Source organism: Clostridium sulfidigenes, assembly GCF_000732635.1.
Classification (GTDB): Bacteria; Bacillota; Clostridia; order Clostridiales; family Clostridiaceae; genus Clostridium_J; species Clostridium_J sulfidigenes.
Map to the genome: position 1 here is coordinate 22,838 of NZ_JPMD01000032.1, position 26,418 is coordinate 49,255.

General features: G+C 27.1%; 18 protein-coding genes. All 18 read right to left on the minus strand.

Going from position 1 to position 26,418, the window contains the following annotated elements; translation table 11 throughout:
* Positions 1-29: 29 nt before the first annotated feature.
* Positions 30-794: a hypothetical protein gene (locus tag IO99_RS12675; protein ID WP_035133990.1), complete on the minus strand. Its 765-nt coding sequence runs from the start codon at positions 792-794 to the stop codon at positions 30-32.
* Positions 795-871: 77 nt separating this feature from the next.
* The gene (locus tag IO99_RS12680) at positions 872-1,720 is read right to left on the minus strand and encodes a DNA-methyltransferase (protein WP_035133991.1); all 849 of its coding nucleotides are present in this window, start codon (positions 1,718-1,720) and stop codon (positions 872-874) included.
* 68 nt (positions 1,721-1,788) lie between these two features.
* The gene (locus IO99_RS12685; protein ID WP_035133992.1) at positions 1,789-2,457 is read right to left on the minus strand and encodes a M48 family metallopeptidase; all 669 of its coding nucleotides are present in this window, start codon (positions 2,455-2,457) and stop codon (positions 1,789-1,791) included.
* Between the two features lie 74 nt (positions 2,458-2,531).
* On the minus strand, positions 2,532-5,627 hold the full coding sequence (locus tag IO99_RS12690) for a type I restriction endonuclease subunit R (RefSeq protein WP_035133993.1): 3,096 nt from the start codon (positions 5,625-5,627) through the stop codon (positions 2,532-2,534).
* A 122-nt stretch (positions 5,628-5,749) separates the two neighbouring features.
* Positions 5,750-7,552: a hypothetical protein gene (locus tag IO99_RS12695; RefSeq protein ID WP_035133995.1), complete on the minus strand. Its 1,803-nt coding sequence runs from the start codon at positions 7,550-7,552 to the stop codon at positions 5,750-5,752.
* Positions 7,553-8,457: 905 nt separating this feature from the next.
* Entirely contained in the window at positions 8,458-9,651 is a 1,194-nt protein-coding gene (locus IO99_RS12700; RefSeq protein WP_051824095.1) for a restriction endonuclease subunit S, read from the minus strand.
* Between the two features lie 8 nt (positions 9,652-9,659).
* Complete coding sequence (locus IO99_RS12705) at positions 9,660-11,147, minus strand: type I restriction-modification system subunit M (RefSeq protein WP_035133997.1); 1,488 nt, start codon at positions 11,145-11,147, stop codon at positions 9,660-9,662.
* A 189-nt stretch (positions 11,148-11,336) separates the two neighbouring features.
* A complete protein-coding gene (locus tag IO99_RS12710) occupies positions 11,337-13,322 on the minus strand; it encodes a hypothetical protein (RefSeq protein WP_035133999.1) in 1,986 nt (661 codons plus the stop codon).
* 502 nt (positions 13,323-13,824) lie between these two features.
* Positions 13,825-13,968: a hypothetical protein gene (locus IO99_RS19105; protein WP_156964360.1), complete on the minus strand. Its 144-nt coding sequence runs from the start codon at positions 13,966-13,968 to the stop codon at positions 13,825-13,827.
* 266 nt (positions 13,969-14,234) lie between these two features.
* Positions 14,235-15,656 (minus strand): hypothetical protein, encoded by a 1,422-nt coding sequence (locus tag IO99_RS12715; RefSeq protein WP_035134001.1) that lies wholly within the window; start codon positions 15,654-15,656, stop codon positions 14,235-14,237.
* 22 nt (positions 15,657-15,678) lie between these two features.
* Positions 15,679-17,052, minus strand: coding sequence for a dGTP triphosphohydrolase (gene dgt / locus IO99_RS12720; RefSeq protein ID WP_035134003.1), 1,374 nt, complete (start codon positions 17,050-17,052; stop codon positions 15,679-15,681).
* A 372-nt stretch (positions 17,053-17,424) separates the two neighbouring features.
* Positions 17,425-18,654 carry an HNH endonuclease signature motif containing protein gene (locus IO99_RS12725; RefSeq protein WP_051824097.1) on the minus strand — a complete coding sequence of 410 codons (1,230 nt, stop codon included), beginning with the start codon at positions 18,652-18,654 and terminating at the stop codon, positions 17,425-17,427.
* A gap of 238 nt (positions 18,655-18,892) precedes the next feature.
* Positions 18,893-19,969 (minus strand): helicase-related protein, encoded by a 1,077-nt coding sequence (locus IO99_RS12730; protein ID WP_156964361.1) that lies wholly within the window; start codon positions 19,967-19,969, stop codon positions 18,893-18,895.
* Entirely contained in the window at positions 19,953-21,863 is a 1,911-nt protein-coding gene (locus tag IO99_RS12735) for an SNF2-related protein (RefSeq protein ID WP_035134007.1), read from the minus strand. Before IO99_RS12735 ends, IO99_RS12730 begins: the two co-directional genes overlap by 17 nt.
* Positions 21,826-23,718 carry a phospholipase D-like domain-containing protein gene (locus IO99_RS12740; RefSeq protein ID WP_035134009.1) on the minus strand — a complete coding sequence of 631 codons (1,893 nt, stop codon included), beginning with the start codon at positions 23,716-23,718 and terminating at the stop codon, positions 21,826-21,828. The genes IO99_RS12735 and IO99_RS12740 overlap by 38 nt, the downstream gene beginning before the upstream one ends.
* The gene (locus tag IO99_RS12745; RefSeq protein WP_035134011.1) at positions 23,699-24,643 is read right to left on the minus strand and encodes a hypothetical protein; all 945 of its coding nucleotides are present in this window, start codon (positions 24,641-24,643) and stop codon (positions 23,699-23,701) included. The genes IO99_RS12740 and IO99_RS12745 overlap by 20 nt, the downstream gene beginning before the upstream one ends.
* A gap of 312 nt (positions 24,644-24,955) precedes the next feature.
* Positions 24,956-25,078, minus strand: coding sequence for a hypothetical protein (locus IO99_RS19680; RefSeq protein WP_278245247.1), 123 nt, complete (start codon positions 25,076-25,078; stop codon positions 24,956-24,958).
* A gap of 242 nt (positions 25,079-25,320) precedes the next feature.
* Complete coding sequence (locus IO99_RS12750; RefSeq protein ID WP_035134013.1) at positions 25,321-26,211, minus strand: hypothetical protein; 891 nt, start codon at positions 26,209-26,211, stop codon at positions 25,321-25,323.
* Between the last annotated feature and the right edge of the window lie 207 nt (positions 26,212-26,418).

The following is a 26,418-nucleotide window of genomic DNA, read 5'->3' on the forward strand; positions in this document are numbered from 1 at the left end:
AAATTTCTTTATAAAGGCTTTATACTTAATTATAAAATATCAAATCTTTTTAAAATGTTAGGATTGCTAACTAATGATTCAACATCTTCAAATGCTAAAAACTTCACTCTGTTTCTTATTTGCTCAAACTCATCTCTAACAATTAGATTATTAAATGTTTTCTCCTTTTCTTTTGGAGATATTATATAAAAGTATTGCATATTAAAATTAATTAATAGCTTAAATTTTTCTAATGAATTCACAAAATTTGTTGAAGTTTCTATTTCAAATACACCTTTAGGAAAGAACATTTTTGTACTATCTATTGATTCATCTTTAAACCATATTATATCAATAGTTCTAACTTTATCTACCATTGGTTTATATGTAAATATAGGGATTGTATAAATATCAACTATATCAATTAACTTTTTGCCTTCTTCAAATACCTTTGTTTTATCTTGAGATGGAATATATGTTATGTATCCTAACTCCTTCCCCATTGCAATTAAATCTGCTTGTATTTTGGAATGTGTAGTTGGCCTTTCAAAATATGATTCTGTATCTTCCTGGATCATTTCTTTTATTTCTTCAGGTAGTTTATCTCGATACTCTTCCAACGCCCATAAACCTGGCTTTATAGAAAAAAAACTATCGCTCCTTTGGACATACCCTCTTATACTCTCTTTATACTTATTTTCTTTTTTAAATGAATTTCCTGGTATCGTAAATACATCATTATATATTTGACTAAAATATGCATAACCATTGTTGTTTTTCAAAACTTCCTGTATAATTTCTTCCTGCGTCTTCATATTACCCTCCGATCTTTTTTCTTTAGTATCCCCATAATTCACAAAAAAATAAGAGCATAAAATCTATGCTCTAAAAACTAATTATTTCTTTCTATTAACCTTGCATTTGCTTTTTCAAAATATTCTTTATTTATCTCTGTTCCTATATAATTTCTACCTGTAATTTTACTTGCTTGTGCAGTAACTCCACTACCTAACAAACCATCATAAACCAATTCGCCTTTATTAGAATATGTTTCTATTAGGTGTCTTATGATATTTAATGGTTTCTCTGTGGGATGTATCCTTATTATATCTGGCACTTTAGGCTCAATATAAACTAATCTTTCAATTTTATTATTAAAGATTTGTGTTCCATTTTTTATCTCTAAATTCCCATTCTTTAGTTCTAACTCATTACTGCTATCATCATATCTTGCATCAACCACTTCTATTTTTCCATTAAGGATTCTATTTTTATACGGCGTTAGATTAAATGTTGCATTAACACCTTTAGCAACACAAATAAACATTTCAATCGCATTAACAGCCTTCTTCTTTACATTAGCTGGAAGAGGATTGTTTTTTATCCATACTCCTATTCGTGGTTCCCTCATATCATTTCCAAGTTCATTTCTTATTAACTCTTCTAAGTCTCCCATCAACTGCCAAGAAGACCATACTATTAAGTTACCACCTTTTTTTAATATTCTACAGCATTCTTTTATATAAGATTCAATATCACTAAAATTTGTATCATCAAATTCATATGACATACCATAATAATTTGAATTACCATCTTTTTTAGTATAATTCTTAATTTCCTTAAATCTAGTTTCTCTACTAATTAAGTACGGTATATCTGTTAATATTAAATCAACTGATTCATCCTTAATTTGGCTTGTAATATCACAATAATTACAATTATAAATACAATTTATCTCCATTTATACTTCCTTAAAACATTGATATATAAATATATATTATAATTACAATTTATTTATTACTTACTATTCTAAGAACTTGATTCCAACTTATCTTTTCGCCGCTTCCAATTAGGCATATGAACACTCATATACTCCCAAAATTCTTTGCTATGATTAGGGTACTTTAAATGAGCTAACTCATGAAGTATCACATACTCAATACAATATCTTGGTTTCTTAATTAGTTCTAGGTTTAGATTGATATTTCTGCTTTCAACGTTACAGCTACCCCATCTTGTTTTCATGGTTAGTACTCTAATGCTTTTAATATCTTCTTTAACTACCCCTTCATACTGATGTACTAATTCTTCAAATTTGGCTTTAGCTTTATCCAAATACCATTTCTTTATAAGTTCTTCTTTTCTCTTTAAGTTTCCTTTATCTTTAACGTAAATCTCTATATAACCTCTGTATAGCCTAACGCCTTCTTCTTGATCTTCAATTATCTTTAATCTATAATTCTTTCCTAGATATTTAAAGCTTTCTCCACTTACCATTTCTTTAACTTCCGGTTTATCATAATTTTCGTCAAAGTGCTTTAATTGGGCTTCTATCCACTCTTTTTTATTACCTATGACTCTTTCAACATAATCTTCTGTAGCAGCTTCTGGTACTGTTAAGTGTATTGTTCCATCTCTTTTTACTTTTAATGTTACATTCTTTACTTTCTTTTTATGAATTTGTATGTTTTCATTCATATCATTTCTCCTATATGATATTTTCATCATAACTTAAAGCTTACATACATTTATATGCAAGCTTTAATCTTTTCTTATCTTCCGTATTTTCTTATTGAAATAGTTAACGTTTTTTCTAAAATCTTATCTGTATCTAGTTGAATTCCATATTTATCTTCTAAGTCCCATAGCTTCTCTTCTAAGTACTGACTTATTTGGTTATGAATATCTGTATTTGTAGTCCAATCTGGTTTTGCTGCATATCTCTTTATTATTTCATCAAATTCTAACGAAGTATTTGCTACAACATACTCTAATTGCTCTTCTTCTACTTTAGCTGATATTGTTTCATATATATCTTCTTTAATGTTGTCATATATAACTTGAGCTGTTTTATTACTAGAAATAGAGCAAGGGTATGTTTCTTCTACTGATCCATTTCTAACATCATTCATTACATCATTCATACTATTTAAATACTCTTCTTCAGATATTCTCTTCTTTCTGTATTCTTCAAGTATTCTATTGATTCTATCCTTTAAGTTTTCATAATAAGCAGGGTTCTCGTCATACTTCATAGTAATAACTTTATCTAAGGCATTTCTTATTGTATCTGCTTTAGCTCTCTTGCCTTCTACTCTTTGAATTTCTTCATCAAAGTTTTTATCATCAAAAATATTAACTAATTTAGTAAGTCTATTTACTTCATTTGCACTTATATAAGTGTCCAAAAGCTTTTGCATTTGCTCCTCATATTCACCAAAGTCAACTTCTTCGTAGTATCTTAATCTTACACTTTTTCTTAAATTAATAAAGAATTTAAGTTCCTTTTTGTAGTTCTCTAATTCTCCTTTTGATAATAAATCTAAGATCCCTTGAGAAGTCAAACATATGTTTAAGCTTTTAGCATAATTCTTTAATCTTTCATAAAAATCTAATCTTTTTCTTTCATCAGCTAAATAAACTTCATATTCTTCCTTGTCAGTTTTGTTCTTAATAGGATTAAATAAGTCCTTTAAATAGGAATAATTTGATTTTAATTCATCTAAGTGCTTCTTTATGTCTATAACGGCACCTTTAATATCCTCTTCGTCAAAACCTTCTAATGAACTATATGAAGTTAAAGCTTTATCAAGATTTCCTAAAAGACCTCTATAGTCAATTATATATCCATAATCTTTTCCTTCATATAATCTATTAACTCTTGCTATAGCTTGAAGTAACTTATGTTCTTTTAATTCCTTATCTACATATAATCCAATTGCAGCTGGAGCATCAAAGCCTGTTAATAGTTTATCCACTACTATTAGAATTTCTACATCTTCACCATCACAAAATTCTTCCTTTATCTTAGTTTCATAGTCATCTAAGTTGCCATATTCTCTAACTATTCTTTCTAATTCTTTTTGTACAAGAAGTTTATTTTCATCATGTATATCATCATTACCTTCTCTATTATCTGCTGATGACATTACAAAGGCTGTTTTTACATCTCCATACTCTTCAAATATCTGATTATATCTTATAGCCTCAAACTTAGATGATGTTGCAAGCATTGCTTTAAAACCTGTTCTTTGCCATGTGTTTTTATAATGCTCATTAATATCTAAAGCTATCATTTCTAGTCTTCTTTCACTCGAAGCCACCTTTTGAAATCTTCCCCATTTTTGCTTTAAATCTTCCTTTTGCTCTTCATTAAGATTTCTAGAAATCATTTCAAACTTTCTTTCAAGACCAGCTTCGTCATTAATCCATTGATCAACTAATCTTCCTTCATATAATAAAGGTAATACAGCTTTGTCATCTACAGCTTGGTTAATTGTATATCTATGGATCTCCTTACCAAACTGAGTAAAGGAATTCTTCTCTTTCTTCATAAGAGGTGTTCCTGTGAAACCTATGTAACAACCACTTGGGAATACTTTTCTCATCTTAGCATGAAGTTGTCCATTTTGTGTTCTATGGGATTCATCTACAAGGACAAATATATTAGGATCATCTATCTTTAAACCTATATTAAATACTTTATCAAACTTATTGATAATAGTTGTAATTATCTTGCTTTCCTTACTTTTTAATTGATCATTTAAATGATTACCACTGGAAGCTTGTACTATATCATTAGAAAATCCACTATGAGCAAAGGTCTTCTTAATTTGTGAGTCTAATTCTTTCCTATCAGTAACAATAATTATCTTTGCATTAGTTATTCTTCTTCTTAAAGCTCTTGCAAGCATAGCCATAGTTAATGATTTACCACTACCTTGTGTATGCCATATAAGGCCACCATTTCTTCTACCTGCATTGTCAAAAGTATCTATTCTCGCTAATGTTCTCTTAATACCAAAATACTGTTGATATCTAGCTACCTTCTTAACATTGTTATCAAACAAAGTAAATTCTCTTATTATCTCAAGAATTCTATCTAAATTTAATAATGAAACTATACTTCTATCTAATTCTGTAGCTAATCTTCCTTTAACATGGTTTTCAACACCTAACTCATCTTCTTCCTTCCAAACAGCCCAAAACTTATTTTGCGTTCCTGTTGTAGCGTATCTAACTTCTCTAGTATTTCCGGCTATCACTAATTGAACATATTTAAAAAGATGAGGTATGTTTTCCTTTTTTTGATTTCCAATCATTTGTGATATGCCTTGCTTCAATGAAACTGAACTTGCTTTAAGTTCTATAACACAAAAAGGAATTCCATTAACAAATAAAACTATATCAGGTCTTCTTGTTTTCTCTTTAATTGATTGATCTTGTTTTTCTACAACAAACTCCTCAGTAAAATGAAAATCATTGTTTTTAGGATTACCCCAATCTATGTACTTTAAAGAAAAAGATTGCTTGGTTCCATCTTCTAAAAACTCTTCTAAACTCTTAGTCATAACAAGTTCATCATATATCTTTTCATTAACCTTAATTAATCCTTCTGTTAATGGCATGTCTACAGACTCAATAGCTTTATTGATATTATTCTCAGAAAACTTTCTCTGAGAACCTTTATATTCAAAGCTGTTAATATCCATTAACTTTTTTCTTGCTATGTCTTTTAATACAACCTCTTTAAGTCTACCACCTCTAAGAGCTTCACATTCTTCTGGTGATATATACTTATACCCCATATTCTTAAGTAACTCTATAATATTATTTTGATCATATCCCTCTAAATATGGATTATCCATCTTTCTTCCCCCTGATTTCTTACAATATAACATAATTATACAAAATAAAAATGATAGATGTAAACACATCTATCATTAATACTAATTGTGATAAGATAAGTTTATAGTTTTAAATAGTAACCTTACTCTATAAATAGATATTTGGGTCTACATATATCAATTAACTTCAATGGTTCTATTTGATTTTTAATAATACTTACATATTTATCATACGTATACTCAATTGAATTCAGTATTTCTTCAATTGTTAATGTAGGATTATTCTTTTTATAGTAAATAACTACACCCAATATATTGTTATTATATTGATATAACCTTAAAGTTTTATAATTTATATTTCGAATTTCTCTTCTCCCTGAATGAATTAATATATTTCTATCTCTATATATTCTTATTAAATCCATTTCAATTTTTTTATATTCTTGCTCAATATACTTTATTCTTTCTTTATCACTAAAAAATAAAGTTCCAATTTCTGAAATAGCCCTTTTCAACATATCATTAAATTCTAAATCTTCAATGATTTGCTTACCTTTTCTGTTAATATACTCTATTAACTTTCCTAAATCATATCTATACTCATCATCTTGTAATTTGCAATTTGCAATCATATCTGTAACAGTTCCATAGCCACTTTCCTTATATTGATATAAAATATTCCAGAATGTATTAATTTTATCCTTTATTAAATATAAACAATATACCTTAGGCACTATATCCTTCACTTTAGAGATTATGCTATCTCCATTATGAAAAGTTAACATATATTCAAGTACAGACCATAAATTTATTAATCTATTTTCTTTAGTTTGTGCCTTTTGCCCTTTTATTATATTAATCGCTCTCTGAATATTAGCTATTTCGTCATGACCAATATTCATTAAGTATACTTTATCCCTATATTCAATAAAATCCCTTATATCCTCAAGCTCTCTTCTTTCAGATTTACTAAATAGTATTGCATCATCATATATATTTTTTCTTAATTTTTCATACTTGTTTTTGCCTATTTCAACTACTATTTTTTCATTTATTGCCAATTCAATATCTTCATTTAGATATTCAATAATCTGAAAATAAGAGTTTAACGAATCTATTAGTATTTCTAAACCTTTATAATAATCTCTACATTTAACAACTACGCTATATAAATGATTAAATTGCCCTTGCTGAAGATAACTTTTGGCATCCTTCCCGTCTTTATCATTTATTAGTGTTATATTTTCAAATTCCTCAATATTCATTACTAAGTTACAATCTAAATATATCTTTTCTCCTAAACTTTTTTGAGATTTTATAGTTAAATAGTATTTATACTCTTTTTCAGATATACTAAAGTATTTAAACTTATCTATTAATCCATCTATCTTCTCTTCATCTAGATTGTTTAAGTCTCTTAAAACATTTATCTTATACCAATTTTCTATGTATTTTAATGAATAATTATCATAAAGCATCTCGCTGGTAATACCTTCAATAGCTCTATCTATTTCAGCAAAATTAGTTAAATCCTTTACTATATTAGCTAAGTGTTTATATATGTTATCATTACTTATTTTTTTCACTATCGATTTACATTTGTTATATGTTCTTACTTCAGCTACTGCACTTAACTTATTATCTACTATATCTTTCATATCATTTATTAGAAAGTCTAACTCTTCTTTATATATTCCCTTTTTATAAAAAATGCTTTCCTTAATGAAAAACATTGATGTTTTTAATATATCCTTCTTTGCATTTTCTAATTTTTTATTATCAATATTTTGATTTATATCTTCATAGATATCTATATAATCTAAAAGAACTTCCCTTAAACTTGGTAAAAATTTTTTATATAAAACCTTATTCTCATTCAATATATGTCTTTTGAATGCATATATAAAGTATTTCTTAGCTGAAACTCTTTTTTCTAAATTACTCACTTAATCCTCCTGAATTTAAACTAATAGCGTTTAACATTTAAAATTTTTTTTTTATTGACAGAGATAGTATAATATTATACTATATTTACATAGAATAATATTAGAGAAGAATGAGTGCCTCTCTTACAGAAATGGGTTACCTTGGTAATTCCCCCTGTAGTGAATGCACTCTTTATTTTTTATAAAATACTATTTTTGAAGACTAATATTCTTATTTTATAGTTAATTTTCCCTTAATGTCTCTATCATAAATTTCTCAATAATTATACCATAAAATGATAAAGTAATGAACACACGTAAATTTTTTCCCCATATTCCAAGCACTTACTAAGTGCCATAGGCTTAAGAAAAATCTTAAGCTATATTTAGCTGTGTATGATTGTAAGTATACTTTAACATGATAAATTAATAGGATTTAATGAGTATAATGACTTAATACCTCAAATTAGCATTCCTGCATAGATTTTAAGCTACATGAGGAAATTCTTGTAGCTTTTCTTTATAAAAATTAAAGGCAGAGATTAAATACCTCTACCTTTAAAGTTATATGTTATCTAAGTATGTTCCAAGTTCATTAGGAATTTCTACTTGAAACTTAAATCCCTTAAGTCCTTTTTCTTGTAATATAAATTGATTAACCATATTAATATTATTTAAATAATTTTTAATACGTACTATTCTAGCATATTTAGTCTTCTCTTTAAATTCATCCTCAGATACTTTAAACTAACTATCATATATAGTTTCTTCAAACTTTAAAATAGCTCTAACCCTACATTTTAGAAGTATAGCACTACATGGTGCTCCAGTATACATAAATACTTAATCACTTTCTGTTATGTTTAAATTAGCAATAAGCCCAAAGATCAACTTATATTTATATTCGGCTATATTTATTATTATATTTAAACCCTAACTTCTCCAGTTAATAACCTTTGCATTAAACCTTTCTTTTGTATCTTTAATGCTTCTAGTTCTTTTTGTAATAAGTCTATTTCTTTATCATAACTTTCAATTGTACTTGATATTTTTGTTTGTTCATTAATTGATGGTAATTTTATATTTATCATCATTAAATCTTTTTGATTTAACTTTGACCTTGTTCCTCCATTAAGATACTTAATTATATTTTTATGGATCAAAGAATAATATAAATATTTTGCATTAATATTTTTTTTATTTTTTAATACATGTGCATGATTATTTACCCAACATTCATGATTTATATAAAAAGCAATTGGCTTATCCTTATATTCATAAAAATAACCACCATCTTCTGATACTAAAATAATTTCTTCATCGAATATAAATTTATTTATATAATCAACTATGCCAGTAGCACCATAATAAGGAATATCACCTTTAATTCCATTCCTTTGTTCACCATTAATGGGCACTCTTCTATTATCTAAACAATTTGCCACCTCATTTAATGTTACATCATTCCATTTATCCTTAAATTCTTTGAATCTAACTTCTCCACTTAAAAGCTTTTGCATTAATCCTTTTTTAAACTCTTTTTTCTTTTCTATAAGTTGCTCTTGGCTTTTTATTGCTAGCTCCCATGTTGAAAGAATTTTTACTATCTTTTTTTGTTCTTCTATTGAATCTGGTATTAATATTTCACTATTAATAAATTCTTTTTGTCCTAATGTTTTATTCCTACCGGCACCTCCTGGAGATGCTAATTCTAATACTTTTTTACCATATGGCGTTTTAAATAAATATACTAAATAATCAACATCTATTTTATTATCAATAGGTCTATACATAGGAAATCTATGGGAGCATATCATACCAACCTCATTTTCTGTCGTTCTTCCAATAGCCTGTTCCCATGCAAATACAATATTGGCTATAAAGCAGTCTTTTTCTATCCAAAATACTGACTTATTTCCTAATTGTTCGCCAGTTACAGATTCTTTATAAAATAACCCTTTTCCATGTGACCTAATACCTATTTGTTGATAACTTTCATAATTTTTCACATCTACTTTCTTTCCAACCTTCTCTAAAATACTATATATCTTTACAAAATTCCAATCAATTGGAATAATTCTACTTTTCTCTTTTTTATATCCTTCTTGTATATTTCTCATATATCCACCTATAGCCCTAATTCTTGAAGATATAGTTCCATTTCTTCTCTAACTTTTTTTACTTCATATTCAATTTGTTTTATTTCAGTTTTAGTTTTCTCAATATCTATAAGCTCCTCTTCTTCAAACACATCTATATACCTTGATATATTTAAATTATAATCATTTCCTCTAATCTCTTCCAAAGTTGCTACATGAGCATATTTATCTATCTCTGTTCTTTCTCTGTATGCTTTAACTATTTTATATATATCATTATCTGTTAGTTTATATTGATTAACATCTTTTATAAAATTATTACTAGCATCTATAAACACTACATTATTAACAACTTTATTCTTTTTAAAGATTAATATACAAGCAGGTATTCCTGTTCCAAAGAACAAATTTTCAGGTAAACCTACAACTGCATCAAGCCAATTATTTTCTATAATTTGCTTTCTTATTTTGCCTTCGCTTGCTGCCCTAAACAAAACTCCATGAGGAAGTATTAATCCTGCTGTTCCATTTTCATTTAATGAAGCTATCATATGAGATATAAAAGCATAATCACCTTTTGATTTTGGAGGTAATCCCATTTCAAATCTTCCATAAATATCATTAGTTAAATCTTCTGCTCCCCATTTATCTAATGAAAATGGTGGATTTGAAACTATTTTATCAAATTTCATTAGTCTTTCATTTTCTAAGTGAAGTGGGTTTCTTAAAGTATCTCCCCATTCTATAATTGCATCATTTATTTCATGTAAGAACATATTCATTTTAGCCAAGGCATGAGTTTGACCGTTTCTTTCTTGTCCATATAATCTAAAATTTTGAGTTCCTACTTCTTTAGCAGCTTTTATAAGTAGTGATCCTGAACCACATGTAGGGTCATATATTCTATCTCCATCTTTAGCTCCAACTAGTTTTGCAAGTAGTGTTGAGACCTCACCTGGCGTGTAGAACTCTCCACCCTTCTTACCTGCATCTGATGCAAAGTTAGCTATTAGGAATTCATATGCATCACCTATAACGTCACTTCCATCTAGCATACTTGGTCTTAAGTCTAGTGAATCATCAGCAAAGTCCTCTATAAGATGCTTTAATGCTGCATTTCTTTCTTTAGTTCTTCCAAGCTCTGCTTCTGAGTTAAAATCTATATTCCTAAAGATTCCTTCAAGCTTTTCCTTGTTATCATCTTCAATTTTCATTAATATTTTATTTATAATTTCACCAATGTTTTCTGCTGTTCTATTTTCATATATAACATCAAAAGTGCATGTTGGATCTAATTGAAACTTTTCCCTCTTTAAACTCTTTTTAATTCTATCTTCATTATCACCAAATCTTGCTTTTAACTCTACTAGCTTTTCTCTGTAAAAATCTGATACATACTTTACGAATAGCATTGTTAATATGTAATCTTTATATTTAGAACTATCCATAGTTCCTCTAAATGTATCACATGCTTTCCATACAACTTTTATAACCTCTTGTGATGTTGTCTTACTCATTATGACTTCTCCTTACCTTAAATCTTAATATTCTTATACTTCAATATCTTCATATTGAAGTATTTATATAATAAGTACATGCATTGATACTAATTATATCTTTATAATTATAACATCTTTTTACTTCTATAAATATAAAAAGTGGCGAAAACTATTTTATTATCTAGTTTACACCACTTTCATTGGTTCTCAAAGTACTTCAAGTAAGTATTTCTTCATCTTTTCCTTTTGCACATATGGTATTTGCAAACCGCATTCATTACTTATAACTTCAATTTCTTTAATATATTCTTCCACTGAGGAATTACTTGATATATATACTTTTTTTATAATCTCTCTCATATTTAGCCATTGTTTATTTTTATCTGATACTTTTACTAATGCATATTTTCCAATATTATTTGTATAGATATATTTTACTCTATCATCCTCAAAAAATGATTTCTCTATTTCTATATTTGCTAACAAAAGTGTCTTAAATGAATTCAACATTATCTCTGGTACTTCATCTAATTTAGAAAATGTTTTCCAGCTCAATCTCAATATAAATTTTTTAACATTTTCATTATTCAATATTTCATTATGCTCAGATAAGAAACAAATAAATTCAGTTTTCAGTTTCAAAGGCATGGTTTCCTTATAATAAGCTAGCCCCTGATAAAATACGCATGTTTTTATAGCAAAAATATAATAAGCATTGACTAGTTCTTCTTCAGCTATCTCAGTTAATAGTTCTCCAGTTAACTCTTTACTTAAATAAACTATCAAAGCATCAAACATTTTTTCATTAAATCTATGCTTTATATTAGATTTATTTATTTTAGTTAATACGTATTCTCTATCTACACTATTTATCTCTATTTTTTCAATAAGTCTTTTTAACAATTCTATATTAATATACTTCCAATTAAATCTAAAAGAATATATTGAATAATAAATAATCAAATACATAAAAATATATGATTTATTCTTTGGTTTAAGTAAATCAATTAATTTATTTGGACAAAACTCATTATATGATATTACAAATTCACACAAAATATCTGCTAGCATTTCTTCTAATCCAATTTGATATATATGTAATTTAAAAATCTCGCAAAACTCTTCTTCATTTTCTCCTTCATATACAGATAAAATACTTTTATGCATAAAATAATATATAATTTCTTCACAATAATCTTTAAAGTCACTAGGGGTATCTTTAATATCATATATATATTTACACAACCAAGTAATCAAATATTTTTTAGTCTCTATGCTACCATTTTCATATATATAATTAGATATATCTTTCCAATTATGTTCATATCTATCTCCATAAAAAGCATTATCACCTTTTTCAGTTAATTGTTTTCTAATAACATTTAAATATTGAATATATAGATGCCGTTTAGCAATATATCTCTGAAGTCTGTCATCAAGTTTCATGTATTTATTATGCATGGCATCATAAAATATATTATATTCATAACTTGCATTATATTTGTATGGTATCTGATTCTTTACAATTTTTCCTTCTTTTATAATCAAATCTATTTCTTTGCTTTTTTGAGCACAGTACTCATCAATTATTCTAATGAATAAATCATCATAATTACCTTGAAGTATAGGATCATCATCAAAGGTAATTGCACTCTTTAAATTCTTCAAATCAGTATTTAGCATATCAACCAGTAATTTTTTATGATAATCTAATTTACTTTTTTTCAAAAACCTATTATTTATTTCATTAGTTATCAAATTATTACGCTTTATATTAGATATACTTTTTAACGAAAAAGTACAGCTTGTACACTGGACAAAAAGTAATAAAAATATTACAAAATAGCATATAGAAAATCCATACCATAAAAAACTAATTGTAGATACTGTTATGACACTAAAATAACCTGAAAAAATATTTAATACAGGTTTGGTAAGTAATTCTGCCAAAAATAATGCAATAAATATCTTGTTTTGTATTATTTTATATATCCAAATTTTACGGGTAACATAATATTCTGTAATTAAAATCCCCAAGTATTGGTTTGCAGAATTTTTATATGATGCGATGAACTGATAGAACGTCAGCATAATCCCATATATAGTTAACTGACCAATCACTACTGTAATATATATACTTTTATCTATATACAAATTGTTATTTTTTATATATTCGCTGACTATATTTATCATATATTTATCCTCACAATAACTTGAAATTTTCCATTAAAGAAACTTCCAATATCTACTTTTAATAAATCACCCATTCAATTCTTCCTCTCTCTCAAAGTATTTTTAACATATTTCCCACCAATTTTATTCATATATATTCAATCCGTTAATTATTTCTGACTGTGTCATTTCTGGCTTAATTCAAATATATTTTAATACCGAATGAAAAGCTTCTATACACGCATTTTAACTCTGTATATTTCTTCTGTGGCACAGCTAAACATCGCCTTTTTATAATTATATTTTACTTTGAGTCCACATTTATATAATAACGCCGAAGAACTTTTTATGGACTATGTAATGTTAATAAGTTTAGGATTACTTATGGTACGGATCACCGTACCTATTATAAAGGCGGTTTTTATATTTTGTATTTTATACAAAACTTACAATCTCTTAATTCTCTATTCTTTAGTGTTTCTGCTTTATTCCTAGCTTCTTCATAAGTTGAATAAACACCATTCTACTTACCATTACTTTCTCCAAGTGTATTCTTGCCTGTTCCATTCCCTTCATTACAAAGTCTACAATCTCCTTTGTGTATTACATCCTTCTTTTCAGCTCTCCAATTTTCATATACATAGTACATTTCCATCCCTATGAACATACTCATTTCCTTCAATTCCTTCTATAAATCTAAGTATGTTTTCTATCTTTTTCATATCTTATTTAATTATAGAATTATACTTATTCATTAGTTGCTAAAATTCTCTTATTTAAAATTGTTTTAGTATTGGTGATATATTTATATTGAACATATATTTTTTCCTCCATTTTCTTCAAAATATAAAAACTACTTCTTTTCTTTTTTTATTTAGAAGTAGTTTTTATATTTTGATCTTTATTCTCTTTAATGTATAGATTTTGTATTTATTATTTTACAACGTATTTTAATCTTGAAGGTACGTTAGACAACCTTAGTAAATCTCCAAAATGACTTGTTATTCCTATATTTCCAATCAATTCAATTCCTATATCTTTTCCTTCTAGTTTTTTAATCAATTCTCTAAGTTCTTCTAAGCCATTACTTACATCAAAATCTTTATAATATGATGGACTACCTTCAACTATTACATTTTTATTTCCGCTTGTTTTTATCTGATTTAATTGAACCACCCATACTTGTTGACCATCATAAACCCATTCTATCGATACTTCCCCAATATATCTATAATAACTTCTTATTTTATTATTTACCTTTTTAATTTCTCTAACAATATCATTTGGTAAATTACAAATATTTTCTTCTCCAGTCATAAATGCATTACCTTTACCTGAAACACCCTCTATAATATCATCCTCTATATTCTTCCTTATTATAGATGCTCCTGAAAATTTCGCTTCCACTGCATCTTGTGAAAGTATCGATGCTATATTAATATCATTATTTCCTTTTTGTTCTTCACTATTCATAAGTTTAAAAGGGTCTACCCAACTATCACCAGTATAATATTTCCCTGGTTCTTTAATTATTGGGCATGTTCTTATCCACTTTTCATATAATCCAGTTGATTTACCAAATGTAAATGGTGCTACATTTCTAGATATAACAGTAGTTTGTGGTACTGTTATATCTAAAGTATCTGCTAATAGTAACCCAAATGCCTTGTCTCCAATAAATTTTGAAAATTTATTTGGCCATGTTATTATACTTTCCTTGCTTGTATTATTATAATATTCATATTCCCATATTATAGTATGCTTTTTGTCTACTCCTTGTCTATTTGGATGTATACTAAATTCTACCCTATGATTTTCATCAAAATTTATTTCTGGTTTGAATCCATATACTTTTCCTAAAATACTATATCCCACTTCTTTAGGTAATGAACAAACGCCTTCTTTATCAACACATTTTGGTGTATCTTTCGGAGAAAATTCAATAATATTTCCTAATATAACCCCAGATACCCCTCCATCATTTATATCAATATTTTCATTTACTATTGAATATTTTCCTTCAATACTATTATTTTTTATAATATTTAATATTTCATCAATATCTTCAAGCCCTTTATTAAAAATCAACTTATTTCCTTTCATATTATCTGGACTATAACTTCTTATGTTTACTGACTTTGAAGGAGCAGACTCTATTAATGTTTCAATTAATTCTTTATCTTTACATCCATCGCTATATTTATATTGATTTATATGAACAAATCGAGTTTTACTTTCTCCACTAACATCAAAACTAATAAACTGTGCTATATTTCCTAAATTAAGTTCTACAATAGAGTTTAACTTAGCATCTTTCATAACTATTTCATCTTTCATAACTATTTCATCTTTCATAAAATCACCTTTATCTTATATTTTAATAATCATAATAACTACCTATTGAATTTAAATTTTTAAATACTTCTTCTGCATACCTATCAGTCATACTCGCTATATAATCAGCTACAATTCTATCTTTATTGCTTTCATCAGGTTTTATTTTTTTTCGAATATTTAAAGGTAGTATTCCTGGATTCGTTGTAAACTCCTTGTATAACATACCTACTATTTTTTTAGCTTTTGCATCCGATCTTTGTACTTCTGGACTCATTATATAATGATCATCCAATATCTCCCTCAAAGCAAAATAACTATCACTATATTTATCCTCAAAATTAATAATTAACCCTTTTTGATAAGCTTTCTTTTTTATCTTTTTTATCTTCTTTTTCATCTCATTTATTTCATCTTTTTTCTTAGCCTCATCAATTCCTGTGCTACTTTCAACCTCTAATATTCTTTCTTTTATTTCATCTATTTTTAAACCATCCTTTTCTAATTCTCTTTCAAGCTTTAATATTCGTTCTTGTGTCTTCTCTTTTATTGTGTTCCCATCTAATATTGTTGCCCCTTTTAATTCATTAAGAATTTTTAAACTTTCATTTTTTAAATTCCATAGTAGATTTCTTATTAAATCCCTCGTTTTAAAGTTTTTTATGTCGTCTAATATATCATCTTTTTTACCTGGTATAAGTTCTGCTAAAGTTTCTTTCAATTTTGATTTTAATTGTGTATCATTATTTATAGCATTCTCATAAATCTCCGTTTTATAAAAATCTTCAAAATCATGACTTATATATGCTAATTTATCTGCCCAATAAACAACTTGTGACTCTAAACTTCCTGGTTCTAATGGCTTGTATTTATCACAATCACATTGTTCCTTATTGTAAGCACCAACATACACATCTGTATCATGTTTTAATATACCCTCAAAAACTTCTTCTGATAGCTCTACTTCTTTCTCTTTTAAATATCTAACACTTTGTACAGCGTGAGAAAATCCGCCTTTATCTTTTAATTTTTCATCTAAAAATCTCTCAACCGCATGTCCAAAAGGAGTATGTCCTACATCATGACCTAATGCTATGGCTGCTACTAAATGTCTATTTAATCCTAGTGCATCTGCCATACTAGTTGCTATTTGTTCCACTTCCAAAGAATGTGTTAATCGAGTTCTATGATCTCCATTTTTGGTTGCTGCTATTACTTGTGTTTTATCTTGTAACCTTCTAAATCCTCCACTATATAATATTCTATCTCTCTGTCTTCTGAAATATGTTCTATTTGTTTCTTCTCCAGAATCATATAAACTGTGTTTTGTACCCCAGTCACATATATAAGTATTTTCTCTTTCTTCTAGTTCTATACTTTTTACACTTTCTTCAATAATATTTCTCTTATCATTCATTTATAAAACCCCCTTTATTTATGGTATAAATCTCCTTTATTTTATTAATTATAACATAATTACTTCTATTTTATATTTTTATTCAACTCTAATAATCATAGTTCTGATTCTTTCCTGATTACATCCAATGACAATCATAGCTAAGTTTTTTCAATGATAAACTAAAACCGCAAACAAGTGCCTTATAAAGCAAAGAACTTGTTTTATTGAATTTCCAATGAAAAGATGAGTATATTTAAATGTATTCCAAAACATCTAACTCTTTTTCACACGGTTTAAAAAATCTCTTTTCATCAAAAACCGCACTTATTTGTGGTACGGTTCACTCTTAATTATTCTAAAATTAACCCTATATACTTTTAATATCTCCTATCATCTCTCCCAAACCCCATACCCCTGATTAAACGCTATCTGATACAGAGGCTCTATATTTGCTTTTAACTTCTGGTTAAACTCTTCTTTTTCAATTTTTCTTTCATTATTTGCAGCTATGTTTATGGATAAATATCCTTCTAAGTGGTTCTTATATCTTTTAGGATTTCTCTGCATTACATCAAAGCTTTTGTATTGAATTTCACAGAATTTGTCCATGTATAAGCTAAGGTCAGGTAGTTTATTACTCTTTTGACTATTCACATTTTTAAAGGTAGGTGCTAAGTTCCATAGTTCATCATGTAGTACAAAGCTCCAAGGAATAAAGTGATCTATGCTTAGATTCCCATAATTAGAGAAGTTATCTTCTGTTAGTTCCTTTCCTGTATAAATATCACTTACAGTTTTATCCCTATTTATCTCTGTCCAAAGCTTAGTTGCTTTACTTAGATCTCTTTTGCTTGGTGCTGTGATTTTAAATGGAATTGCTGGCACATTAGGATTTCTCTTTTGAAGATAGCCAACCAGGTTATAATGCATCCATCCGTATATTATAGCTTGATTAGCACTTATGTACTTATACCAAGAATCATTAATTTCTATGCTCTTGTTATTAACATCTATTTTATATATAGCTCTCTCATCTAGATTGGTCAGCTCAGCTATAAACTTATTTCTCTTAATACCATTCTTCTTAAAGTCTTCTTTAACTATAGCTAATTCCCTAGTAAAGAAGGGAGTTAAAAGTCTATAAGGTACATAATCATGAAGTGTTTTAATCCTTTTTTCAACTTCAACATCTTCTATATTTTCTATAAACTCTAAGAGTTTATTTTTATTCATATCACAAGGTATATTATATTTTTCATGTATTAATATAATTAAATCATAGAGCCTGTCTTGAATTCCTAAACTAAGTTTGTATTGAGTAACAGGATACCATGCTCCCACTATCATTCTACATACAAGTTTTCTAAAGGATATGTACTTATTTCTCTTAATTATCTCTTCATAGATTCCAAAGAACCAAAATATTTTATAGCTACTGCTTAATTTATCCTCTAATATCCGTGAAAAACTATTTAAATCTACACTACCATCATATGGCAAGGTAATAGCACCATACGGATTAGTAATAATTGAGGATGTAATATCCTTAACATGAATTTGATTGTCCTGAAAGTCTTCTATTAATGAATTATTTTCATTTATAATATCCTTGTTACTCATGCTCCACCTCTTCCCTATGGCCTTTTTATTTCTTATATCTTAAAGATGCATTAACCCATACACCAATATATTACACGTTACACATATATTGTACCACCTCACTGTCCACTGCTCAATAAATTCATACCATATTCAACAAATATTTCCTTTGTTTAATGTATAACTACATAAAAAAACAGCAGAATTCTGAAATTCTACTGTTTTTTATAAATTACCTTTTTAATTTTTCAAGATGAACTTATTTAATGTACTCTATTCCTGAATAAGGCATTTTGTCTCTTTCAGAATCTCCCGGTTTATTGTTTACTAATTCCTCAACAGTATTGTGATCAATAACTTCTAAATTAATATCTTTACAATCACCTTGTGCTCTCTCTTTAAAATCCAATAATGGATCTATTTGAATTTTAAACTTTAACACAGTTTTTAATTGCTGCTCATCTATTGTATTTCCCATGTAAGGATAATGAATTATTACCTTAGCATCCTTATCTCCCTTATTTATTTCTCTATGGGTCTTACTAAAATACCTATCTACCCTTCCTATTCTTTGTTCTAAGTCTCCAGGTGTCCAGGCAAATCCATATTGATAAACCTTTGAACAAAACATGTGCAAATTAATTCCTTCTTTAAATACATCAGTACAGATTACTACATCTGGATAAAAAGGAGTGTTAAATCTCTGAATAGTAAGGTTGTTATTTTTACCTCCGACAGCTCCTACTACTCTTGTTTGCTTATCAAATAATGTCGCTTTAAAATCCTTATAGTTAATTGTTTCAAAGGTCTCATATTCATCATTCTTTATTAGATTTCTTCGTATCTGTTCATAATTTTCAATAAGTTTATCAAACCTAAAAGTATTCCTACTATGTTTATCTATTAAAAACTTGCCAAACTTCTTACAATAGGATTCAGAATCATTTGTGACATAATAGTATAGAAGATCTAATATCATTTCACTATTTCTTATAAACTTTGAAATCCATATTTTTAAGACTTCTCTTTTCTTAAAATCATCCTGATTCTTAAATTCTTTTAAGAACTTATATCTATCTGAATTTATAATTTCATTCCAGATAGACCCATGGTTTAATCTTTTTATAATATCTTTTTTTGTTACATTTACTTTTTTATCACTATCTTCTTTAAATGAAAGTTTATCTATACTATAAAACTTAGTATGAAAATCACACAAATCTTTATAGCTTGGATACTTTTTACATATTCTCTTCAATGCCAAATTATTTAATAAAAAGAAGGTTACTGAAGGTTTTAAAGCATTGTTCTTTGTATTTTTATAAAAAAAAATCATAGTTACTTTCCAAGTATCTTTTATATTCACTGATAAAATCCTTATCTACAATTTTCTTCAATTCATTACTATAATTTATATTCTTAGTTTTACATATAGTTTTAATATAGTTTTCTTCAAATATCCATGTTCTTGTATTATTAAGGGTTAGGCTCTTTCTAAATTTGGATACAGAAGATTCATTCTTTACATTTTCTTTTTTAATAGCTAACCACTTTGATAAGTCACCTTTACCCTCATCTTTGTTACTATCTTCTGAAACTGCAACTTCTTCATCTTCTTCAATATCATCATCTACATCATTCTTACCACTTATCTTATTTTTATATCCTGTTTCAAAATATTTTTTAATTCCATTCACACTTCTCTTTTTCAATATCCTATTCCAATATTCTATAATAGCTTCTTCATACTTTGTATTAAGTCTTTTTTCCAATTCATTTACAGATGCAATTCTTCTTACAAAAACTAAAGCTTTTTCGGATTCATCATTGTCTACTCTAATTAACTTATGTAACTCTTTTTCCATATAATCTAATTTTGGATGAGGTGGGTAGTTACTTTCATCTTTGAATCTTTTCCTATAAGATTTTGATAACTCCTCCATTACTACTTTATCTGGTGCTATTGTTCCTAAAGATGACTTATTTTCATCTCCATTTTCAAAATCTTTTTGTATATCGTCCTCATATTCATCATCTTCATCATTATTATTACTTAAAGAAGAGGTGTTACTTGGATCAAAGCTTTCAAAAGTCTCTAAAAATCCAATTTTATAACTAGCCTTATTGTCCTTCTTTTTGTTTTTATCTAATTCTAAAACTAGCTTTTTTTGAATTAGAGCCACTAATAACTTTTGATCAACATTCATAATATCATTTAAATCCTCAGCCTTTGACTCTCTACAATCATATTTTGTAAGCTCTCCATAAGTTCTTAATCTACGAACCATATATTTTTCTAAAAATTTTCTATCTATCTTCTCTTCATCTAGATTAAAATATTTAAACTGATTATGTATATCATTTAAGGACCTATGAGCCGGTGTAGCACTTAATAGTAAAGTCTTATTAGCAACACATCTTCTGTTCTTAAAGCAAGTTTTTAATATTTTTTCATCTGAAAAGTTTTGAGATAACCCTAGCATAGAATTTAAAAAGGTTGTAGCAATATTTTCATTTCTTATATTTTGTGCTTCATCTATAATAACTAAATCAAAATTTTCTACGCTTTGATTAATTACATACCCATAATAATCAGCTACTTGTTTTGGTGTCAATTCTCTATAATTAAGGTTCTTATGGTCAACATCTTTAATTAAATTTTTCTCCTTTAATTCTTTTATAAGATTTTCGGAATAGTATTTACCATTATCATTAGACTTACAAATGCTTCTAGGAACGGTACTAAAAGAGGTTAATCTCATTAGTGATAATGACCTCTTTTCTCCATTTAAATAGTCTTCAATAAAATCAATAGGTCTATTGTATTTTTTCATAACTACATCCTTTGAATCAAAAGGCTCTATTATATTGTTACTTCTAAATTTATCAAAATCTCTTTCCCAATTGTCTTGTATATTCTCCTTTGAAACAATAATTAGTATTTTAGCCTTTGGATTATGCTTCAATACCATTGTAGCTACTGCTAATGCTTGGTAGGTTTTACCCATTCCTACCTCATCTGCCAAATAAGCTACAGGATTTTTTTGTAATATATTAATTAATGCACAGGTACCTTTTTCCTGAATATCTGATATGTCATTGCTCTTCAATAAATCATTTTTTCCCCTAAAAGTAATTACACTTTTAACCTTATCTAATGTGACCTCTTCAATAAAGTTCATATTCTCACCTCTACTTGTACCCAAACTCTTCTTTAAGCCATCTAACAAATTTAACACCTCTCATAGTGTTTAAAGCCTTTTCATTAATAGATATATTTTTAGTTAACTCTTCTTCCATTTTTTTTATTTCAACTAAAAATCTAACATTAGATATATTTAACTTTTCCTTTATTAAAGAAGTACTCATTAATAATTCATTGAAAATAATCCATTTTTTTATTCTTTCATCTTCCTTGCTTCCATTAGTTTCATACTTAATTTTTTTAGCAAGTTCTCTTATATTATAAATACTATTTGGTAAGGTTCTAAAAATTTCATAAAGCTCTCTTTCATGATTATCCTTATTATTTTCTATGGCTTTGTTTATAGAGTGAAGAGATCTAAATATATAAAAATAATTATCAAAAACATCACTTTTTTCTCTTCCATTAACTTGAATGTTATTTATGTACTCATCCTCTATATCATTACCTATAGGCCTTAAATTCCAACTTGGATTATTACTAATGTCATCTATATTGTTAGAATAAAACCATTCTTCAAGAGCTTCATCTAGTCCATTACATCTTATTTCAGGCCTATACTCCTCCCAATTTCTTTCATAAATTATACCTCTATAAATTCTTATATCATCTTCAAAAACTTCAAAATACTTATTTATCAAAATTGTCTCTGCTAACACCTTAGTATTATCATAATTTTTTATGAATTCCATAGGTAAGCTTTCATTAAATTTTTCTTTTGATATTTTACATTCTCCAATTTTTATATAAACCTTTCTATTTTTACTGAGTTTCTCTGAATTAATCTTAATTTCTTTTTCTTTCCAATCAACTTCCACGGTAATATAAATATTGTTCTTTGTTATTCTTATTTCATCTTTATTACTTACTTCATTAAATTCATCACAGAACATTTCATCATTATTGATATCTATAAGACTTATTTCAGGAAATCTTTTATTTTTTATTATTATTGAGGCTTCACAATTTAAATCCTTTAAAGCATTTCCTGTAAAATTATGTGATCCCACCACAATTGAACTACCTACTTTGTACATTTTCACATGGGGAAACCTAGTAGAGTCAATCATTTTAAAACAAACCCCGTTATCTTTTAATCTTTTATAAGTTTCTTTAGTAATTTGAAACTTATCTCCGTTTAAAGCAGGTATTATTGTTATATTTCTTTTTTCTTCTGCAAGTTCATAAATCAAACTTTCTATATCTTCACTAAAATAAGGTGATATTATCCTAACCTCACCTTTCATACCTGAAAACTTTTTAATTAAACTTTTACTTCCTGCTCCCCCATTATTGCAGAATAATTCAATACCCTGAGTATCATCAAATTTTCTTTTGTTTAGATATTTTAAAAGAGGCTCTACTTCTTTCCTTATTTCCCCATTAGGTGATTTAATATCCCACTCTTCATATAAATACTTTAAAAATTCACGAAGTTCTTTTGCTACTTGTTTTTCAGTAACCTCCCCTTCATAAACACCTTCTATATTTACTCCATAACCTGATACTGTTAGATTAGCAGAAGAAACAAATAACCATACACATTCTTCTCCATTCTTCATACCATATATAACAATTAATTTAGGATGAAAAACCCCTGTTTTAATATTTACTGCATTAGAATCTAATGTTATAGCAGCATCTAAATCGTAAGCTCCATTTTTATCATAAAATACATTAACTCCATTATCCTTAATCCATTTATCTGCATCTTTAAGGTCTTTTATTGTCCCAATTTTATCTTTACCCATTAAATAGGTAATTATAGAATCTTGAAAGAATTTTGGTGAAAATCCATAGGTTGTAAAGATTATATTTTTAACTAACCCCTTATCAAATCCATCATATACTTTTTTTATTTTATCTCTTAGCTTTTCCATTTTGACACCTTAATTCCTCTAGTTTTCTCTTTATACTTTTTAATGAATAAATATAATATCCTCTATTCCATCTATTAATATCTACTTCACCTATATTCCCAAAACCTTGTATACTACCGTCATTTACATCAAGCCATTTATCTTTTCTTTTTTGATCACTTACTACTTTGTGATACTCATAGATATTATAGATATAATCTTTTTCATAAGGATTACACTTTTTCAACTCTTCAAATCTACACCTCAAAGAATTAGAAACATCATTCATCTTAATATCTTTTATATTATCATATCTTTTCCTATGATTTTTTATATCACCTAATTTCTCCCATACTTTATCTATACTTTCACAATTAAGCATTAAATAAAACACTCTTTCTATGCATAGCATATAATATTCCATACTTATTATTTCAGATAGCTCCGTATCACTTGTCTTATTATATATGGATTCAATTATGGTTTGCGGATCCTCATCTTCACTTTCATAAAAAGCTTTCACTATGGGATACTCATCTGTTACATTAAGTTTAGTTTTCCAAAATTCATATTCTCCTTCACGCAAATTTCCACATATAGCATTTTGCATTTCTACTACAGGTTGAAATTTATTATAAGGTAGTTCAAATAACTTAATCTCTAGTTTTTCAAAAAAATCAAAGATTCCCTCTTTTATTTTTTCATAAGAGTCTCCATATAAGTCAGGAATCTCTTTTTTTATCTCCTGCGCTATATCACTTTCATCATTGAGAATTTTCATATTATATAATGGGGTTTTATATCTTCCATAATACCCTAAGTTGATTTGATTAGATAAGATTGTATTTCTTACTGATAACACCTTAGGCTTTTTCTTTTTCCAGTTATCCGAGCCTAGTACTTTTTCATATTTATTATCTTTATCATGCTCAATTATTGAGTACATAAATAATTGTTCAAAGGCTAAAACATAGCTTTTTTAAGTTTCGTCTATCCCCATTTTTTCTTATATGGCAATAATCATTTACTAAATCTAAACATAGCAAGGCTTCTCTAAATCCTCTAAAATCATCACTTACTGTTGTTAGGTTATTGATTACTTTTGAACCAAAATAAGACCATATAGGTTGAAAACCTAATGGATCTCGTTTATTTTCATTAAAAATACCGTCATCTTTTTCTGTAAAAAAAAATACTCATAACTCCACCTTATTACACCAAATATAATTTATGATTTTCTAATTTCTATTTTACCACCTCACTGTCCACTGCTCAATAAACTCATTCCATTTTCAACAAATATTTCCTTTGGACAAAGTATAATTACATAAAAAACAGCAGAATCCTTAAATTCTACTGCTTTTATATTTACTAATTTCATTGATAATATATACCTTTTACCGTAGATTGACCTTCATATTTATAGTTCTTGAATTCTCCATAAATTATGGATAGTTAAGCGAGATACTTTTGTATCTATTTCTTGTTTCTAATACTTTGTTATAGTTATATTTCACATTCTGACGAATAGTCACAAAGATTTTTAGAAGCAGAATAGAACCAACATGATAAGTAAATGTAAATGCAGAGTTTATTTTCCAAGATAATTACTGCTTTTATGTTTTAATTAATAAATTCTTTAACTGTCAAAGGAACAGTTTCTAATCTTTTTACAACCTGAAATTCTATAATTGAAGTATTAGTATCATTTATATCAAAATATTTATGAGAATCCGTTATTATATTTAAAATACCTATTCCATCTTCTTCTACTATTTTACAAAGATATGCTGAATACTTCTCCTTACCTTGACTAATAACAACATAGTAATATGACTCTTCATCAATTTTTTCTGTAATAATAGGGAACTTTTTCTGATTTTTTGCATCATTATACTCAATTCTCATACATGTTGGTGCAAAAATAATTAACATTAAAAAAAATATAACTGACAAATACAATAGCATTTTGCTTTTTCCAATGTTTATTTGCAAACAATATATTAGCACATATATAATGATTGAAATATAAAATAGCATAGCACAAAACATAATAGCCATATTTTTTTCAGGAATTAAAAATATTGATAAGTATATTATAAGTATTAAATATATACTAACAATTATTAAACATCCAAATACTTTATATACTTTCTTGTATTTTTTTCTTTCTACAATCGCAGAAAATTTTATCCATAGTGCATTAATGCAAAAGCTTATAATGGATGAAATAACACCTATTATAGTTGACAAGAAAAATATAAACTTTGATGTATTTGATAGTGAAAAGTCATAATAATCTAAATCAAAATCAAAAAATAAACATCTTCCAAAACTTATATACTTGATTATAAAAGAAATTACTATAGATAATACCGCTATAAACGCTGCTAATAAACTAATTACTTCAGTAGCATTTGATATGTTATATATACTATTTTTTTCTAAACTAGACGACTTTTCATCACTAATTTTTGGCTCTATTATTAGAGTATTATTTGTTTCTCCTATCATATATCCTCCTCCATTACCCCATATTTTCGCCTAATAGAGTGTTATATTTACAGACTATTAAACCATTTATTTAATAATCTCGACTTATCCTTGATATATATGATACTTTTTTATACAGCTTCCTCTGCTGATTTTACCAATATTTTCTTTAATTAACTGTTTAATATCCTTTATATAAATAAAATACCTTTAGCTTTGTTTACACTA

Excerpts from the sequence above, each read along its gene's own strand:
- IO99_RS19105 (WP_156964360.1), bottom strand. The coding sequence starts at position 13,968 with ATGTTCATAGGGATGGAAATGTACTATGTATATGAAAATTGGAGAGCT.
- IO99_RS12685 (WP_035133992.1), bottom strand. The coding sequence starts at position 2,457 with ATGAATGAAAACATACAAATTCATAAAAAGAAAGTAAAGAATGTAACA.
- IO99_RS12690 (WP_035133993.1), bottom strand. The coding sequence starts at position 5,627 with ATGGATAATCCATATTTAGAGGGATATGATCAAAATAATATTATAGAG.
- IO99_RS12675 (WP_035133990.1), bottom strand. The coding sequence starts at position 794 with ATGAAGACGCAGGAAGAAATTATACAGGAAGTTTTGAAAAACAACAAT.
- IO99_RS12725 (WP_051824097.1), bottom strand. The coding sequence starts at position 18,654 with ATGAGTAACAAGGATATTATAAATGAAAATAATTCATTAATAGAAGAC.
- IO99_RS12710 (WP_035133999.1), bottom strand. The coding sequence starts at position 13,322 with ATGATAAATATAGTCAGCGAATATATAAAAAATAACAATTTGTATATA.
- IO99_RS12730 (WP_156964361.1), bottom strand. The coding sequence starts at position 19,969 with ATGATTTTTTTTTATAAAAATACAAAGAACAATGCTTTAAAACCTTCA.
- IO99_RS12680 (WP_035133991.1), bottom strand. The coding sequence starts at position 1,720 with ATGGAGATAAATTGTATTTATAATTGTAATTATTGTGATATTACAAGC.
- IO99_RS19680 (WP_278245247.1), bottom strand. The coding sequence starts at position 25,078 with ATGAAATTAGTAAATATAAAAGCAGTAGAATTTAAGGATTCTGCTGTT.
- IO99_RS12700 (WP_051824095.1), bottom strand. The coding sequence starts at position 9,651 with ATGAGAAATATACAAGAAGGATATAAAAAAGAGAAAAGTAGAATTATT.
- IO99_RS12740 (WP_035134009.1), bottom strand. The coding sequence starts at position 23,718 with ATGGAAAAGCTAAGAGATAAAATAAAAAAAGTATATGATGGATTTGAT.
- IO99_RS12705 (WP_035133997.1), bottom strand. The coding sequence starts at position 11,147 with ATGAGTAAGACAACATCACAAGAGGTTATAAAAGTTGTATGGAAAGCA.
- IO99_RS12750 (WP_035134013.1), bottom strand. The coding sequence starts at position 26,211 with ATGATAGGAGAAACAAATAATACTCTAATAATAGAGCCAAAAATTAGT.
- dgt (WP_035134003.1), bottom strand. The coding sequence starts at position 17,052 with ATGAATGATAAGAGAAATATTATTGAAGAAAGTGTAAAAAGTATAGAA.
- IO99_RS12715 (WP_035134001.1), bottom strand. The coding sequence starts at position 15,656 with ATGAAAGATGAAATAGTTATGAAAGATGAAATAGTTATGAAAGATGCT.
- IO99_RS12745 (WP_035134011.1), bottom strand. The coding sequence starts at position 24,643 with ATGTACTCAATAATTGAGCATGATAAAGATAATAAATATGAAAAAGTA.